The following is a 15,231-nucleotide window of genomic DNA, read 5'->3' as shown; positions in this document are numbered from 1 at the left end:
CGTCGACGACGAGCCGGCCGTCCGTAATGGACGCCGGCTCAATCATGATTCCTGGTGAGATGACGACGGGCCGCCGGCTCGGGTCAGTTCACACCCTCGTCCCTGCGAGGCACCCTCCATCGGGACCTCGGTGTCACCACGTCCCTCAGGGTGAACAGCCAAAACCACCACTTCACCGCCTCAGGCGTGCGCGGATCGGGATCCAACTCCGCGTCCAACCGCAGGCCAACGACGAACAGGCGCACCATCCCCACGAAGCCGGACAGGAAGGCGAGCATGGCCACCGCCCGCAGGATCGGCCCGACGGACGACGTCGCCAAGCCAACGCTGACGGCACCGCAAAAAACAGCCGCCGAGCCCAAAATTTGCCGCCACACAGAGACCGCACCGGCGTAACTGTCCGCAGCGCGGTACCCATCCGCAATCTCACGCGCACTCGTGTTCACCGGGGCCACCGTAGTCAGCACGAGCACACCGGTTGGTAGTTGAGCTGGCGGCTCGGCTCCGATCCGGCCGGGTCCGATTTGGCACACGTGACCACGTTCATGGTTGATTTGTACACTGAGATGATCGGACCGTTCGTGCTGGCCAGCAGCCCGGACCACCGCACCGCCGCCTATCTGAAAACCCAGGTCCGGGGTCAGGTGGTCAACGAACCGGACGACATTCGTGGCGATGCTGGCCGCATGGGAGAACGTCCGGGGTGAGGCCCTGTCCCACTGGCAGTCAGTCGACCTCATCGCGGAAGTGGTGGGGACATGGACCTGGCCGGCGCGATCTGGCGCAAGAGCAGCCGCAGCAGTGGCAACGGCGAAAACCGCGGAGGTGGCCGACAACCTCGCGGGCGCCGTCGGCGTACGCGACAGCAGGGACCCGGACGGCCCGGCTTTGACCTTCTCCCCCACCGCCTGGCGGGCCTTCGTCACCCGGTTCACCCACCACAACTGACCCCGCACACGACGAGCCGGCGTCCGCAATGGACGCCGGCTCGGTCACGGTTCGTGCGTAGGTGACGTCGTAGACGTAGATCTGGGCCGCCGAGAGCAGACCACCAGGGTCGCCGACGTCGGTGTAGCCGATCGTCAGTTTCTCCGAGGCGAGGTCGGCAGCGGCGGGCATGGTGACCTGGAAGGGCTGCCCGTTGGCCCGGTAGCTGGTCACGGTGGTGTACGTGCAGGTGCTGGGCGACGCGGCGGCGCACAGGTTGGACTCCGCCAGCGGGACCTTCCGTCGCAGCCACCGATTCATGCCGCTGGAGTTCCTGGCACCCGACCACCCGGTCCACGCGCTGCACCTGGCCGAACCGCTCGAGATCGTCTGGAACTTCTACTCACCGCGATCGTCGTTCGCCTACCCGGGCGGCGAGTCGACGCTCGACTGGACCGCCGGCCAGACTCACGGGTGACGATCAACCAGCCTGTCGCCCCGTGGCGGGCAGCGCCACGTAGGTGGTCTCCAGGTACTCCTCGATCCCTTCGAAGCCACCCTCCCGACCGAACCCCGAGGCCTTCATGCCACCGAACGGCGCGGCCGGATTCGAGATCAACCCGGTGTTGACACCGACCATCCCGTACTCCAGCGACTCGGCCAACCGGACCGCCCGGGCGAGGTCACGGGTGAAGACGTAGGCGGCCAGGCCGTACTCGGTCGTGTTGGCGCGGCGTACCGCCTCCTCCTCGGTGGTGAACACGCTGACCGGAGCGACGGGCCCGAAGATCTCCTGACCGTTGATCGCCGAGCCCGGAGGGACGTCGAGCAGCACGGTGGGACGGTAGAAGTAGCCCGACCCCTCCACAGCGGAGCCACCGACCACGAGGCGGGCACCGTCACGGACCGCGTCGGTGACGAGCCGGTGCACGGAGTGGACGGCGCGCTCGTCGATCAGCGGACCGACGTCGACACCCGGGTCCTGACCGCGACCGACGACCAACCGGCCCATCCGCTCGGCCAGTTTCCCGGCGAACTCCTCCGCGACGTCGGCATGGACCAGGAAACGGTTCGCGGCGGTGCACGCCTCGCCCATGTTGCGCATCTTGGCGAGCATCGCGCCGTCGACGGCGGCATCGACGTCGGCGTCGGCGAAGACGAGGAACGGGGCGTTGCCGCCGAGTTCCATGCTCAACCGCGGCAACTGGTCGGCGGACTGACGGACGAGTTGCCGTCCGACCGGGGTGGATCCGGTGAAGGACACCTTGCGCAGTCGCGGGTCCGCCATCAGCGCCTTGCTCATCTCGGCGGCACGAGAGGTCGGTACGACGTTCAAGACACCCGGTGGCAGCCCGGCCTCGTGGAGGATGTCCGCCAACGCGAGCATCGTGAGGGGCGTCAGCTCGGCCGGCTTGACCACCATCGTGCAGCCGGCGGCGACCGCCGGACCGATCTTGCGCGTCCCCATCGCCATCGGGAAGTTCCACGGCGTGACGAGGAGGCAGGGGCCGACCGGCTTGCGGACGGTGAGCAGGCGGCTGGCTCCGTCGGGAGCGTGCATCCACCGGCCGTGGATACGGACCGCCTCCTCGGAGAACCACCGGAAGAACTCGTTGCCGTAGGCGACCTCGCCCCGGGCCTCGGCGACCGTCTTGCCCATCTCCAGGCTCATCAGCTCGGCCAGCTCGTCCGTCCGGCCCCGGATCAGGTCGAACGCCCGGCGCAGGATCTCCCCCCGGTCACGCGGCGCGCTCGCCGCCCAGTCCTGCTGGGCGGCGACGGCGGCGTCGAGGGCCTCGACCGCGTCCCGGACCGAGCCGTCCGCGACCGAGGCGAGGACGGACCCGTCGGCCGGGTCGCGGACCGTGAAGGTGGCGCCCTCCTCCGCCTCGCGCCAGCGACCCCCGATGAATAGGCCACGCTGATCGGGTCCAGGCAGCACACGTCCGGGCATGGGCGAACGAACTCCTCGGCATCGTCGGGTGGGGACAGTCGCACCGGGTCCGGCGACTTGATCGGGGGCGATCCGAAGACCGGCGGCTCCGGGCGCGGGTGACGGTGGCCGGAGGGCTCAGCGGCTGGCAGCCGCCGCCGCCCGCCGCAGCGCCGCCTGGACCTTCGTGACGTACTGCTCGTCCGAGCGGGTCATCGGCACCACCACGGCCAGGACGCCGAGCAGGACCTCGCCCCGGAAGACCGGCGCCGCGACCGCCCACGACTCCTCGGTCGACTCGCGACCGCTGTAGCCCATGCCCTGTTCCCGGATGGCGGCGCATTCGGCCCGCAGGTCGGCCAGGGTGCGCACGGCCCCGGACTCCGTCGTGAACTCCTCGGTGCCCGGCGGCAGACCGAGGTACCCGTGCTCGGCGTTGCCGAACGCGATCAGGGCCTTGCCCGCCGCGCCCAGGTACACCGGCCCGCGCTCACCGGGATGACAGACCCTCCGCACGAGCCGGGCGGACTCCGCCGACTCGATGCAGACCCGGTCGTTCCCGGCACGGACGAAGAACGCCACGGTCTCGTCGAGCTCGTCCCGCAGGCTGACGGCGGCCTCACCGGCGAGCTTGCGGATTCCCGACCACTGGTCGCTGGCGTACAGGAGCGCGGTCAGCTCGGGCCCGGGGACGAACTGGCCGTCCTCGTCCTGCTGAAGGAAATCGGCCATCCTCAGGGTGGCCAGGAGCCGCGAGGCGGTGCTCAGGCTGACACCGGCCGCGCCGGCGAGCTCGGTGAGGGTCCGGCTCCCGCGGGCGGCTGCGGAGAGCAGGTTGAGCGCACGGATCACCGACCTGACGCCACGCTGCTCCACCGGCTCACATTCCACCTCGGTCACCAGGGCCTCCTTCATCGTTCGGCCGTCGGGCCGAACACGTTCACGTCACGTGTCCGCCAGATCATGCCCACCGTCTCGCCGGTTCGGTAGGGATGCTCGCCGTCGTCGTGCTGCATCTGTACCCGTACCGGGCCGAGTGTCTCAGAGTGGACGGTGTACATCGTGTGCGAGCCGAGGTACAGGCGGTGCGTGACCTTCCCGGTGCAGTGGCTGAATCCCTGGGGCGGGGCAGCCGCGACGTCGGTCAGGGCGATCCGTTCCGGACGCACGGCGGCCACCGACGCGTCGGCGGGCAGGCTCCGGTCGTCGTCGAGGGACAGCAGGCCGCCGTTCTCGACGCTCAGCCGCCCCGGGGCCTCGGGACGGACCGTGAGCATGTTGTTGGTGCCGAGGAAGTCCGCGACGAAGGCGGACCGGGGCTGCTCGTAGAGCTCACGCGGCGTCCCCATCTGCTCGATCCGGCCGTGGTTCATCAGGGCGACGCGATCGGACATCGACATCGCCTCCTCCTGATCGTGGGTGACGTAGACCATCGTCACCTGCAACGCCTGCTGGAGCTGCCGGAGCTCGACCTGGAGACGCTGTCGCAACTTGCGGTCGAGGGCGCCCAGCGGCTCGTCCATGAGCAGGAACGCCGGGTCGAAGACGACGGCCCGCGCCACCGCGATCCGCTGCTTCTGACCTCCGGAGAGCTGGTCGGGCAGCCGGTCCGCCGCGGCGGACATGTCGACGAGGTCGAGCGCCCGCTGCACCCGCTCGGCGATGACCTCACGCGGCTCCTTCCGCATCTCCAGCGGGAACGCGAGGTTGTCGCGGACCGACATGTGCGGGAAGAGCGCGTAGTCCTGGAAGACGACCCCGATGTTGCGCTTGTCGCTCGGCACGTGCGCGATGTCGGTGCCGTCGACGCGGATGGCCCCCGAGGTCGGCTCGGTGAAACCGGCCAGCATCATCAGGGTCGTGGTCTTCCCCGAACCGGACGGGCCGAGCACGGTGAAGAACTCACCCGGCTCGATCGTGAGGGTGAGGTCGTCGACGGCGACGTGGTCGCCGTACTCCTTGCGGACGTTGTCGAAGTGGATCGCGCCGTGGCGGACGGTCATCAGTTGCTCCTCGGGGTCCGGGTGAGGCGGCGGAACAGCGCGTAGCCGAGCCAGATGACGGCGGCGCAGGCCATGACGAAGACGGAGATCACCGCCACGGTCGGGTTGGTCTCCAGGGAGAGCGCTTCGAAGATCCGCTTGGGGAGCGTCTTGACGTGGACGCCGGAGAGGAAGATCGCCACCGTCGACTCGTCGAACGAGGTCAGGAACGCGAAGAGGGCGGCGGTGGCGATGGACGGGGCGATCAGCGGCAGCACGATCCGACGCAGCTGGACCGTCCGGCTCGCGCCCAGGCTGGACGCGGCCCGCTCGTAGACCGGGTTGAGCGAGCGGAGGCCCGCGCTGACCACGCTGAACACGAACGGCAGGGCCAACGTGACGTGGGCCAGGATGATCCCCAGCTCGGTGTCGACGAGCCCGATCCGCTCGAACTCCACGTAGAAGCCGGCAGCGGCGACCACCGTCGGGAACAGCAGCGGCAGCATCATCAGCGTCGAGGTCGCCGTTCCCCACCGGCGGACCGTTCCCCGGACGACGCCCATCGCGGCAAGCGTCCCGAGCACTCCGGCGATTACGGTCACGAAGAACGCGATCCGGACGCTGACCGCGAGCGGGTCGAGCCAGCTCGCGGTGAAGAACTCCGTGTACCACCGGGTCGAGTACCCGACCGGCGGGAAGACCAGCGCCTTGGTGGAGGCGAACGAGATGGGGATGACGATGAACTGTGGGGCCAGCACGAGGGCGCCGAGGACCGCGGCCAGGACCTTCGGCAGTCGGTGGCTGCGGGTGACGCCCATGCGGTCGAGTCCGCCGGCCGCGCGTCCGGCGAGCTTGAGCACGCGTCCGCCGCCACGCCGGGCCCGGGCGGAGCGGATCGCCGCGGTGCCGGACCGCCCGGCCAGCTCGGTCGTCGACATCCCGGTCAGCCGCTGGAAGACAGCGACGATGGCCAGGACCAGGACGCCGAGCACGAGGGCGGCGGCCGAGGCGAGGCCGTAGTCGCCGCTCTGTTTGATCGCGCTGTGGATCAGCGAGCCGAGCATGCTGCCCTCGGAACCGCCGAGGAGCGCGGGGATCACGAACGCGCCGATGCCGTAGACGAAGCAGAGGACCGCTCCCGCCTGGATGCCGGGCTTGGTCAGCGGCAGGTAGATCCGGACGAACGCCTGGGCGGGCCCGGCGCCCAGACTGGTCGCGGCGCGTGTCCGCGAGTCGCCGAGCGAGCGCATGGTGGCGGCCAGGGGCAGGATCATCAGGGGCAGCAGGTAGTGGGAGAGGCTGACGACGACCGCGATCGGCGTGAAGACCATGCTGATCGGCTCCAGCCCGAACTGCGCGACGAGCTTGTTGACCGGGCCCTGGCGGCCGAGGATCACCAGCCAGGAGAACGACCGCAGCAGGATCGAGGTCAGGTACGGCGCCATGATCGCCACCGTCAGGAAGGTGCGCAGCCACCTGCCGCCGTGCACCATCTGGTAGGCGATCGGGTAGCCGAAGAGCAGCGCCAGGAACGTCGCGACCGCGGAGATCAGGATCGTCCGCACGATGCTGTCGCGGTAGCCGGCGTGCCCGAGGAGCCGGGTGAAGTTTTCCAGGCCGAAGGTCGGTTCGGTCACGCTGCGCAGGCAGAGGATCGCGACCGGAAGCACGAAGACCACGGCCACCACCACGGCTGCGGGAACGCCGCTCAGGTCCCAGCCGCGCGGGCGGCGGCGCCGGCCCCCCGTGGCGCGGGAGGCCGGCTCCGCCAGGTCCGGTGACGTGCGGGTGGTGGTCACGCGTTCTGCCAGTCCTGCCAGCGCTTGAGCACGTCCGCGCCGTTCTTGGCCCACCAGTCGACGTCGATGCGGAAGGTCTCGTCGCTGGCGGTTTCCTGGGTGCCGGGGAGGTCGGCGCGGGTCTCGGCGTCGAGGCCGTCGAGCACCGACTTCAGCGACGGCGTGTAGCCGAGCTTCTCCATCATCGCCGTCTGGACCTCGGGCTTCAGCGAGTACTTGATCGCCTCGAAGGCGTCCGGCTGGTCCGGCGCTCCCTTGGGAATGACGAGCTGCTGGACGGAGAGGACGGCGCCCTTCCAGGTGTAGTCCAGCGGCACCGCGCCGCTCTCGGCGATGCTCTTGATCCGCGCGAGGTTGCCGTAGCCCAGCGCGATCTCGCCCTGCGAGATGGCGTTCTGGAGGTCACCGTTGGACGGGAAGAAGACGGTGTCCTTGCGGATGGTGTCGAGCTTGGCGAAGGCGCGGTCGAGGTCGAGCGGGTAGAGCTGGTCGACCGGGACGCCGTCGGCGATCAGGGCACCTTCGAGGATCCCCCAGGGCAGCGCGACCAGGCCGCGTTTGCCCGGGATCTTCTTCGTGTCGAACAGGTCGGCCCAGGAGTCGAGACCGCCGGGGACCTCGTCCTTGTTCCAGAACAGGTTCCGCGAGAACGTGTACCACGGCACCGAGTACTCGGTGACCGCGCTCGGGTCGGCGAAGCCCTCGAGGCTCTTGGTGTCGATCGGCTGCAGGATGTCGGCGGCCATGAACTGGGCGAGCGAGGAGTCCTCGGCGTCGATCAGGTCGAGGTTCATCGAGCCGGACTTGGACATCTGCACCAGCTTGGCGACGTCCGAGCCGCTGCTGTCGTAGAGGACCTTGACGTCGGTTTCCTTCGAGTACGGGTCGAAGAGCGCCGCCTTGACGGCTTCCTCGTAGGTGCCGCCGAAGCCGGCGTACGTGATCGACCCCTTCTCACCGCCGCCGGCTTCCGAGCAGGCCGTGAGACTGCCCACAGCCACGACGACCGTCGCCAGCACGGCGCCGACGAGACGTCGACTCCTGGTCGAGTCGAGATATGTTCGCATAACGGTTCCTTCTTGGTCATCGCGGGCCGGTTGAGTGACTGAACCACCTCGGATTAAACTTCCGCACAATGGAAGTGTGACTTCCATTGCAGATGCTGGTAGCCGAGGCGGCGGGCTGTCAAGAGCCGCAGCCGGGCTTTCCTGCGAAGACGTCGGCGAGCGACCCCGAGCGCTCGTACTCGTCGAGTACGGCGAGGTACGGCGCCACGTCGATGCCCTGGTCCGCGCGCCAGGACGCGTCGTAGTACGTCGAGGCGTAGCGTTCGCCGCCGTCGCAGATCAGGCTCACCACGCTGCCCCGCTCGCCGGCGCGCTCCAGGCCGGCGACGAGCCGGAGGGTCGCCCACATGCTCGTCCCGGTCGAGGGTCCGACCCGGCGGCCCAGGCGGCGCGAGGTCCAGAGCATCGTCGCGACCGACGCCGCGTCCGGCACGCGGACCATCTCGTCGATCACCTCGGGGACGAAGGAGGGCTCGACCCGCGGCCGGCCGATCCCCTCGATCCGGGAGCCCTGGGGCGAGCGCAGTCCGCGATCGCCGAGACGCCAGGCGTCGAGGAAGACCGAGTTCTCGGGATCCGACACCAGCAGCCGGGTGGGGTGCCGCCGGTACCGCAGGTAGCGCCCGATGGTCGCCGCCGTGCCACCGGTCCCGGCGCTGGCCACGATCCAGGCCGGCACCGGGTGCGCCTCGCCGGACATCTGCTCGAAGATCGACTCGGCGATGTTGTTGTTGCCGCGCCAGTCGGTGGCCCGCTCGGCGTACGTGAACTGGTCGAGGTAGTGGCCGCCCAGCTCGGCGGCGAGACGCCGCGCCTCGTCGTACACCTGCCCCGGATGGTCCACCACCTGGCAGCGCCCGCCGTGCCACTCGATGAGCTCGACCTTGGCCGGGCTGGTCGTGGCCGGGACGACCGCGATGAACGGCAGGTCCAGCAGGCGGGCGAAGTAGGCCTCGGAGACCGCGGTCGAGCCGCTGGAGGCCTCGACCACCGTCGTCGTCGGCCCGATCCAGCCGTTGCACAGCGCGTACAGGAACAGCGAGCGGGCGAGCCGGTGTTTCAGGCTCCCGGTCGGGTGCGAGGACTCGTCCTTCAGGTAGAGGTCGACGCCGTGCCGCCCGGGCAGGTCGAAGGTCATCAGGTGGGTGTCGGAGCTGCGGTTGGCGTCGGCCTCGACGCGTCGGATCGCCTCGTCGACCCAGGTCCGGTCGACGGGGGCCGGCTCGCACATCGTCATTCGAGGTCTCCTTCGGGGTCTGCTTCCGACCGCTCTGGCGGATGCCCTGGTGGCGCTTGACCGGGTTCAGATTCGAGGGCATCCTATGGTACGGAAGTCAGACTTCCACTGTGCGGAATACGTGAAGGAGTGCCGTGACCAACCAACCCGTCGACCCGGCCGATGCCCGAGCGATCGAGGACGTCCTCAACCGGGTCGCGTACATCCTCGACACGCACGAGTACGACCGGCTCTCCGAGGTGTTCGCGCCCGACGTCTCCTTCGACAACCCGGGGCGCCTGACGGCCAGCGGGCTCGACGAGGTGATCGCGGCCTTCAAGGCGATCGCGACGCCCGCGGTCAGTCACCACATCACGAACGTGGTGGTGGACGGCGTCGACGCCGACACCGCCGAGTGCCTCAGCAAGGCGCTCGCCCTGCGGGCCGGCGGGCAGGTCACCGCCGCGATCTACCGCGACACCGTGACCCGCACCGACGCGGGCTGGCGCGTCGCGGCCCGGCGTATCAGCCCGCTGGGCTGACCCCGCAACGGCGACCGAACGAGAGGAAGCGGATGGAGCAGGCGTACGACGTGATCGTCGTCGGGACCGGGCACAGCGGCCTGGTGGCCACCGGGTACCTGGCCCGGGCGGGGTTGAGGGTGCTTGCCCTGGAACGCCGCGACATCGTGGGTGGCACCTGCGTCACCGAGGAGATCTTCCCCGGTTACCGCGGGAGCAGCGTGGCCAACGCGAGCCACAGCCTCGATCCGCGTATCGCGCGCGAACTCGAGCTGGAGAAGCACGGGCTCCGCTTCGCTCACCCACCGCTCGGATCCCTGACCCTCTTCGAGGACGGCCGGGCCCTGCCGGCCTGGCCGGACCGGGCCAAGCGCCGGGCGGTCATGGAGCAGTTCGCGCACGGGGACGCCGACCTCGACGGCTATGCCTCGGTCATCGGGCTGTACGCCTCGGTGGCCCGGCAGATGAAGGTCTCCTTCTACGACCCGCCGCCGTCGTTCGCCGAGGTGGCCGCGCGCTTCACCACCCCGCGCCAGCGCCGCGACTTCGAGTCGATCATGTTCGGTCCGGTCGCGGACATCCTGGAGGAGCGGCTCTCGTCGCCGCAGCTACAGGCGTTCTTCGCCGGTACCGCGGTCGCCACCAACTTCGTCGGCCCGCGTACCCCGGGCAGCGGCTACCTGCTGCTCCAGCGACCGCTCTGGGAGGAGTCGCTCCGCAGCGTCGGCAGCCACGACGACAACGAGCTGATGATGCGCAACGCCGCGCCGATGGGCGGCATCGGTGCCATCACCGGCGCGATGGCGGAGTCCGCCCGCGCCCACGGGGCCACGATCCTCACCGGCGCGGAGGTCGAGCGCATCCTCTGCGAGGACCAGCGGGTCGTCGGTGTCGCCCTGCGCGACGGCCGTGAGTTCCGCGCTCCCCGGGTCGTCTCCAACGCGAATCCGAAGCTGACCCTCACCGAGCTGGTCGGGCCCGAGGACATCGGGCCGGAGCTGTACGACCTGGCCAGGGCGGTCAGCATGAAGGGCACCTCCGCCAAGGTCCACCTCGCGCTCGACGGCACCCCACGGTTCGCCGCCGCGCGGGACGAGGAGGAGAACCGGCTCTTCCTCGGCACCAACTTCCGGATCGCGGCGAGCATCGACGTGCTCCAGAACGCCTACAACGAGGCGGTGCTCGGGCGCTGGAGCAGGCGACCCACCGTCACCGCGATGATCGACTCGGCGCACGACCCGTCGCTGACCCCACCGGGATGCCACTTCGTGAGCATCAGCGTCCGAGGCGTTCCGTACCACCTGGCCGAGGGCACCTGGGACGAACAGCGCGACGACCTGGGCAAGGCCGTGGTCGGCACGTTGGAACAGCACATCCCGAACCTGTCCGAGATCCTGGCCGGCGTCCACGTCTACTCGCCGCTGGACCTCGAACGCGAGTTCGCCCTCGTCGAGGGGAACGGCGCCCACGGCGACATCGTGCCCGGCCACATCTTCGACTCCCGCCCGATCCCCGGCTGCGCCGACTACCGGACCCCGGTCGAGGGGCTCTACCTGACCGGCGTCGGCAACTGGCCGGGCAACTTCATGAGCGGCGTCACCGGCTACAACGCGAGCGACCGCGTACTGGCCGACCTCCGCCGTACCACCGACTGACCCGACCGCACCAACCGGAGGAGCACGATGATCATCGGACGAGGCATTCCCGCGGACCGGGTGTCGGCCATGCGGTCGGCGACCACGACCGGACAGGTCTGGTCGGACATCGTCCTGGCCGAGGGCGGGACGCGCGCCCTCAACATGTTCTTCGCGCCCGGATCGCGCACGCACTGGCACCGGCACCCGGGCGGCCAGATGCTCTACACCGTCTCCGGTGAGGGCTGGATCCAGGAGCGCGGCGGCGAGGTGGTGGTGATGCGTCCGGGCGACGTCGTCTGGACCGAGCCCGGGGTCGAGCACTGGCACGGCGCCACCGCGTCCGCCCAGCTGGTCCAGCTGGTCCTCCACTTCGGCGACGTCGAGTGGACCGGCGAGGTCGACGAGGCCGAGTACGCCGCCTGCTGCGGTGCCGGGGACGCGCGATGAGCAGCCGCCCGGCCGATCTGGTCGCCCGGCTCGTGGGCGACCGTCCCGGCTCGTGGATCGACGGCGCCTGGACGACCTCCCCGGACACGTTCGACGTCCACGACCCGGCCACCGGGGCGACGATCTGCGCGGTCGCCGACGCCGACGCCGACCAGGCGACCGCGGCGGTCGCGGCGGCGGCTGCCGCCCTCGACGGGTGGTCGTCGGCGACCGGCTGGCAGCGTTTCGAGGTCCTCAGCCGAGCGACCGACCTGCTCGGGGAACGGGTCAAGGCGATCGCCGAGCTGATCAGCGCGGAGACCGGCAAGCCGCTGGCCGAGGCGGTCGGCGAGGCCCGCAACACGGTCCGCTTCTTCGAGTGGTTCAGCCACGAGACGCTGCGGCTCCCCGGCGAGGCCTGGTCCGACGTCGCGCCCGGTCGCGACGCCCTCGTGCTGCACGAGCCGATCGGGGTGGTCCTGGCGATCACGCCGTGGAACTTCCCGGCGTTCATGGTGGCCTGCAAGGTCGGCGCGGCGCTCGCGGCCGGCTGCACGGTCGTGCTGAAACCGGCCCCGCAGACGCCGCTCACCGCGCTGGCCATCGCACGCTGCTTCGAGGAGGCCGGTCTCCCCTCCGGTGTCCTGAACGTCGTCGTGGCCGGCGATCCGCAGCGGGTCAGCGACGCCCTGCTGGACTCCCCCGAGGTCGCGTGCGTCAGCCTCACCGGGTCGCGCCGGGTGGGCGAACTCGTCATGCGCAAGGCCGCGTCGTCGATCAAGCGGGTCCTGCTCGAACTGGGCGGCAACGCGGCTGCGGTGGTGCTACCCGACGCCGACGTCGCCCAGACCGCGCGTGACCTGGTCCGGGCCCGGTTCCTCAACTCCGGGCAGGCGTGCATGGCCGCCAACCGGGTGTACGTCGTCGAGTCGAAGGCCGGCGACCTGGTCGCCGAGCTCACCGCGGCGGTCGACCGGATCGTCCTCGGCGACCCGCGCGACCCGGCGACCACGATGGGCCCGCTCATCGACCACGCGGCCGTGGGTCGGATCGAGGCACAGGTGGCCGAGGCTGTGGCGGGCGGTGCGACCGTCGTCGCGGGCGGCGCCAGGACCGCCGAGAACGAGGCGAGCGCGTTCCTCGCGCCGACGCTGCTGACCGCCGAGGGGAAGAGCCAGCCCGCCGTAATCGGCGAGGAGTTCTTCGGCCCGGTGCTCAGCGTCATCCGCTGCGTCGACGTCGACGAAGCCGTCCGGTTGGCCAACGCGACCGAGTACGGTCTCGCGGCGTACGTGTTCGGTGGTGACCAGGCCGCCGCGACGGCCGTCGCCCGAAGGCTCAAGGCGGGGTCGGTCGGCGTCAACGCTCCCCTGGTCAGCGAGCCGGCCCTGCCGTTCGGCGGCATGCGTAGCAGTGGCCTCGGACGGGAGCGGGGGCGGCTCGGCGTCGAGGAGTACCTGGAGACCAAGACCGTCCAGATGCCAGCCGTCCGCTGACCACCTCCTGACTCGCCACCGTCGGCCCCATCCCCCACGACGGCGGTTTCCCACCCATGCCCAGAAAGAGGTAGAGCAGTGCCAACAGAGACAGTGTGCTTCGTCGGTGGTCGGGTCCGCACGATGGACCGGACCGGCACCGTCGCGGAGGCGTTCCGCGCCGAGGACGGCCGGATCGTGGCGGTCGGGACGACGGAGGAGATCCTCGCGGGGGCCGGCGGGGCGCGGGTCGTCGACCTGGCCGGCGCGACGGTGATCCCCGGGCTGGTCGACTGCCACTCCCACCTGGAACTGCTCGCCTACTCCTGGGAGCTCGCCGTCGACTGCCGCTCGTCCCGGGTGTCGAGCGTCGAGGGGATCGTCTCCGTGCTCGCGGAACACGCCGGCTCGATGCCCGCCGGCGAGTGGATCCTCGGTCAGGGAGAGCACTACCAGAACCTCAAGCTCGCCGAGGGGCGCTACCCCGACCGACACGACCTGGACCGGGTCAGCACCACCCACCCGGTGATGTACCGGGCGAGTTACCACCTCAACGTCTTCAACTCGCTGGGCCTGGAGTTGCTGGGCGTCGACGACGACACCCCGGACGCGCCCGGCGGCCGGATCGAACGTGACCCGACCACCGGCGTCGCCACCGGCCGCACCTACGACATGTTCGAGCCGCTCGGCGGGCCGCAGCCGCCGGTCGAGGAACTCGCGGCGGCGATCAAGCGGGTGCAGGACCGGTACCTCGCCGTCGGCGTCACCACCGTCGGCGACATCCCCCTGCACCGCGCCGGTCTGGACGCGATCGCCTCGGTCGCCGCCGACGGCGACCTGGTGCTGCGCGCCGCGGTGTACCCGAAGCTGGAGGCGGTGGTGTCGGCCGAGGACGTGCGCACCGGCCGGACCAGGGAGCGTATCGACGCCCTCGACCCGGACCATCTCGGGATGGCCGGATTCAAGGTCTTCCTCGACGGCGGGCTCACCGCCGGGGCGGCCGCCCTCCACGAGGACTACCCCGGTCAGCCCGGCTACCGCGGCGAACTCGCGTTCACCGACGGGGAGGTCGCCGCTCTGGTCGCCACCGCCGACGCCGCCGGACTCCAGATCGCCATGCACGCGATCGGCGACCGCGCCCTGGACCAGGCGCTCGACGGCGCGTTGGCCCTGCCGGTCGAGCGGCACGGCGTCGCCCGGCACCGCATCGAGCACGCGGGCAACATGTTCATGACCGACGAACGGATCAAGCGGCTGGCGGCCTCCGGGGTCGTTCCCGTTCCGCAGCCGGCCTTCATCATGACCACCGCCGCCGGATACGTCGCGCACCTGGGCACCGACCGGATCGGGACCGTGATGCCGTTCCGTACGCTGATCGACCACGGCCTGCCGATCCCGGGCAACTCCGACGCGATCGGCATCACCGAGGACCAGCACCACCCGTTCCCGGCGATGCGGGCCGCGGTCACCCGGCGCACCAACGACGGTGACGTGCTGGCCGCCCAGGAGGCGGTCACGGTCGAGGAGGCGCTGCGGATGTACACCGAGTGGGCGGCGTTCTCGATCGGCTGGGAGGACCGGATCGGCTCGCTCGAGGTGGGCAAGTACGCCGACTTCGTCGTCCTTTCCGCGGACCCGTTGGAGACCGCGCCGGAGGATCTGGCCGCCCTGGCCGTCGCGCAGACCTGGATCGGCGGCACGCTGGTCTTCCAGCGGAGCTGACCGTGGTCGAGCAGATCGATCCGGCGTCCCGGCTGGCGGCGGCGGGCGTCGACCTTCCGGTCCCGCCCGAGCCGCTCGCCAACTACGTGCCCGCCACCCGCAGCGGCCTCGTGGTGCACACCTCGGGTCAACTCCCGCTCCGGGCCGGCCACCTGCTCCACCGGGGCAAGCTCGGCCGGGACGTCACGGTGGAGGAGGGCAGGGAGTGCAGCCGGCAGGCCGCGATCAACGCCCTCGCCGCGGTCGCGGCCGTGGCGGGCGGCCTCGGCCGCGTCGCGTCGGTCGTACGAATGGTCGTCTACGTCGCGAGCGACCCCTCCTTCACGGCGCAACCGAAGGTCGCCGACGGCGCGAGCGAACTGCTGGACCTGGCCTTCGGGTCGCGGGGACGGCACGCGCGCAGCGCGGTGGGGGTCGCGGTGCTGCCGCTCGACGCTCCCGTCGAGGTCGAACTGGTCGTCGAACTGGTGCCTCGTCATGCCGCCCCGGACGAATGACCGGGGGACGCCCGCACCCGTCACGGCCG

The 15,231-nt window shown here is 70.6% G+C and carries 15 protein-coding genes and 1 pseudogene; 9 read left to right on the top strand and 7 right to left on the bottom strand.

Annotation, left to right across the window (positions count from 1 at the left end; all coding sequences use genetic code 11):
* Positions 1 to 83: 83 nt before the first annotated feature.
* Positions 84 to 446: a hypothetical protein gene (locus GA0070618_RS23210; RefSeq protein WP_143740379.1), complete on the bottom strand. Its 363-nt coding sequence runs from the start codon at positions 444 to 446 to the stop codon at positions 84 to 86.
* An 87-nt stretch (positions 447 to 533) separates the two neighbouring features.
* Here GA0070618_RS23210 and GA0070618_RS33630 point away from each other — a divergent pair, with 87 nt between their 5' ends.
* The 3 genes and pseudogenes from GA0070618_RS33630 to GA0070618_RS23200 all read left to right on the top strand — a co-directional run bounded on the left by GA0070618_RS33630 (position 534) and on the right by GA0070618_RS23200 (position 1,405).
* A complete protein-coding gene (locus tag GA0070618_RS33630) occupies positions 534 to 707 on the top strand; it encodes a hypothetical protein (RefSeq protein ID WP_157748992.1) in 174 nt (57 codons plus the stop codon).
* A gap of 51 nt (positions 708 to 758) precedes the next feature.
* Positions 759 to 948, top strand: a pseudogene (locus GA0070618_RS23205) (DUF397 domain-containing protein).
* Between the two features lie 214 nt (positions 949 to 1,162).
* The gene (locus GA0070618_RS23200; RefSeq protein WP_088983510.1) at positions 1,163 to 1,405 is read left to right on the top strand and encodes a hypothetical protein; all 243 of its coding nucleotides are present in this window, start codon (positions 1,163 to 1,165) and stop codon (positions 1,403 to 1,405) included.
* 3 nt (positions 1,406 to 1,408) lie between these two features.
* Here GA0070618_RS23200 and GA0070618_RS23195 read toward each other — a convergent pair whose 3' ends face one another.
* The 6 genes from GA0070618_RS23195 to cds1 all read right to left on the bottom strand — a co-directional run bounded on the left by GA0070618_RS23195 (position 1,409) and on the right by cds1 (position 8,945).
* Positions 1,409 to 2,881, bottom strand: a complete 1,473-nt coding sequence (locus GA0070618_RS23195; RefSeq protein WP_088983509.1) for an NAD-dependent succinate-semialdehyde dehydrogenase — start codon at positions 2,879 to 2,881, stop codon at positions 1,409 to 1,411.
* A gap of 117 nt (positions 2,882 to 2,998) precedes the next feature.
* Entirely contained in the window at positions 2,999 to 3,760 is a 762-nt protein-coding gene (locus tag GA0070618_RS23190; protein ID WP_170107885.1) for an IclR family transcriptional regulator, read from the bottom strand.
* 11 nt (positions 3,761 to 3,771) lie between these two features.
* Positions 3,772 to 4,863, bottom strand: a complete 1,092-nt coding sequence (locus GA0070618_RS23185; protein ID WP_088983507.1) for an ABC transporter ATP-binding protein — start codon at positions 4,861 to 4,863, stop codon at positions 3,772 to 3,774.
* Positions 4,863 to 6,641, bottom strand: coding sequence for an ABC transporter permease subunit (locus GA0070618_RS23180; protein WP_088983506.1), 1,779 nt, complete (start codon positions 6,639 to 6,641; stop codon positions 4,863 to 4,865). Before GA0070618_RS23180 ends, GA0070618_RS23185 begins: the two co-directional genes overlap by 1 nt.
* Positions 6,638 to 7,708: an ABC transporter substrate-binding protein gene (locus GA0070618_RS23175; protein ID WP_157748991.1), complete on the bottom strand. Its 1,071-nt coding sequence runs from the start codon at positions 7,706 to 7,708 to the stop codon at positions 6,638 to 6,640. The genes GA0070618_RS23180 and GA0070618_RS23175 overlap by 4 nt, the downstream gene beginning before the upstream one ends.
* A 118-nt stretch (positions 7,709 to 7,826) precedes the next feature.
* A complete protein-coding gene (gene cds1 / locus GA0070618_RS23170; protein ID WP_088983504.1) occupies positions 7,827 to 8,945 on the bottom strand; it encodes an L-cysteine desulfhydrase Cds1 in 1,119 nt (372 codons plus the stop codon).
* Positions 8,946 to 9,079: 134 nt separating this feature from the next.
* Here cds1 and GA0070618_RS23165 point away from each other — a divergent pair, with 134 nt between their 5' ends.
* The 6 genes from GA0070618_RS23165 (at position 9,080) to GA0070618_RS23140 (ending at position 15,202) form a co-directional block, all read left to right on the top strand.
* A complete protein-coding gene (locus GA0070618_RS23165) occupies positions 9,080 to 9,466 on the top strand; it encodes a nuclear transport factor 2 family protein (RefSeq protein ID WP_088983503.1) in 387 nt (128 codons plus the stop codon).
* A 32-nt stretch (positions 9,467 to 9,498) separates the two neighbouring features.
* Entirely contained in the window at positions 9,499 to 11,100 is a 1,602-nt protein-coding gene (locus tag GA0070618_RS23160) for a phytoene desaturase family protein (protein WP_088983502.1), read from the top strand.
* Between the two features lie 27 nt (positions 11,101 to 11,127).
* Entirely contained in the window at positions 11,128 to 11,529 is a 402-nt protein-coding gene (locus tag GA0070618_RS23155) for a cupin domain-containing protein (protein ID WP_088983501.1), read from the top strand.
* On the top strand, positions 11,526 to 13,004 hold the full coding sequence (locus tag GA0070618_RS23150) for an aldehyde dehydrogenase family protein (protein ID WP_088983500.1): 1,479 nt from the start codon (positions 11,526 to 11,528) through the stop codon (positions 13,002 to 13,004). The genes GA0070618_RS23155 and GA0070618_RS23150 overlap by 4 nt, the downstream gene beginning before the upstream one ends.
* A 78-nt stretch (positions 13,005 to 13,082) precedes the next feature.
* Positions 13,083 to 14,705 (top strand): amidohydrolase, encoded by a 1,623-nt coding sequence (locus GA0070618_RS23145; RefSeq protein ID WP_143740378.1) that lies wholly within the window; start codon positions 13,083 to 13,085, stop codon positions 14,703 to 14,705.
* 2 nt (positions 14,706 to 14,707) lie between these two features.
* A complete protein-coding gene (locus tag GA0070618_RS23140; protein WP_197701605.1) occupies positions 14,708 to 15,202 on the top strand; it encodes a RidA family protein in 495 nt (164 codons plus the stop codon).
* The last annotated feature ends 29 nt before the right edge of the window (positions 15,203 to 15,231 follow it).

Origin of the sequence: Micromonospora echinospora (genome assembly GCF_900091495.1) — a bacterium.
GTDB lineage: Bacteria > Actinomycetota > Actinomycetes > Mycobacteriales > Micromonosporaceae > Micromonospora > Micromonospora echinospora.
The sequence above is the reverse complement of the archived record's forward strand: the minus strand, read 5'-3'. Positions and strand labels throughout refer to the sequence as shown.

Coding starts and splice junctions, on each gene's coding strand:
- GA0070618_RS23195 (WP_088983509.1), bottom strand. CDS start 2,881: ATGCCCGGACGTGTGCTGCCTGGACCCGATCAGCGTGGCCTATTCATC.
- GA0070618_RS23185 (WP_088983507.1), bottom strand. CDS start 4,863: ATGACCGTCCGCCACGGCGCGATCCACTTCGACAACGTCCGCAAGGAG.
- GA0070618_RS23175 (WP_157748991.1), bottom strand. CDS start 7,708: ATGCGAACATATCTCGACTCGACCAGGAGTCGACGTCTCGTCGGCGCC.
- cds1 (WP_088983504.1), bottom strand. CDS start 8,945: ATGACGATGTGCGAGCCGGCCCCCGTCGACCGGACCTGGGTCGACGAG.
- GA0070618_RS23160 (WP_088983502.1), top strand. CDS start 9,499: ATGGAGCAGGCGTACGACGTGATCGTCGTCGGGACCGGGCACAGCGGC.
- GA0070618_RS23155 (WP_088983501.1), top strand. CDS start 11,128: ATGATCATCGGACGAGGCATTCCCGCGGACCGGGTGTCGGCCATGCGG.
- GA0070618_RS23150 (WP_088983500.1), top strand. CDS start 11,526: ATGAGCAGCCGCCCGGCCGATCTGGTCGCCCGGCTCGTGGGCGACCGT.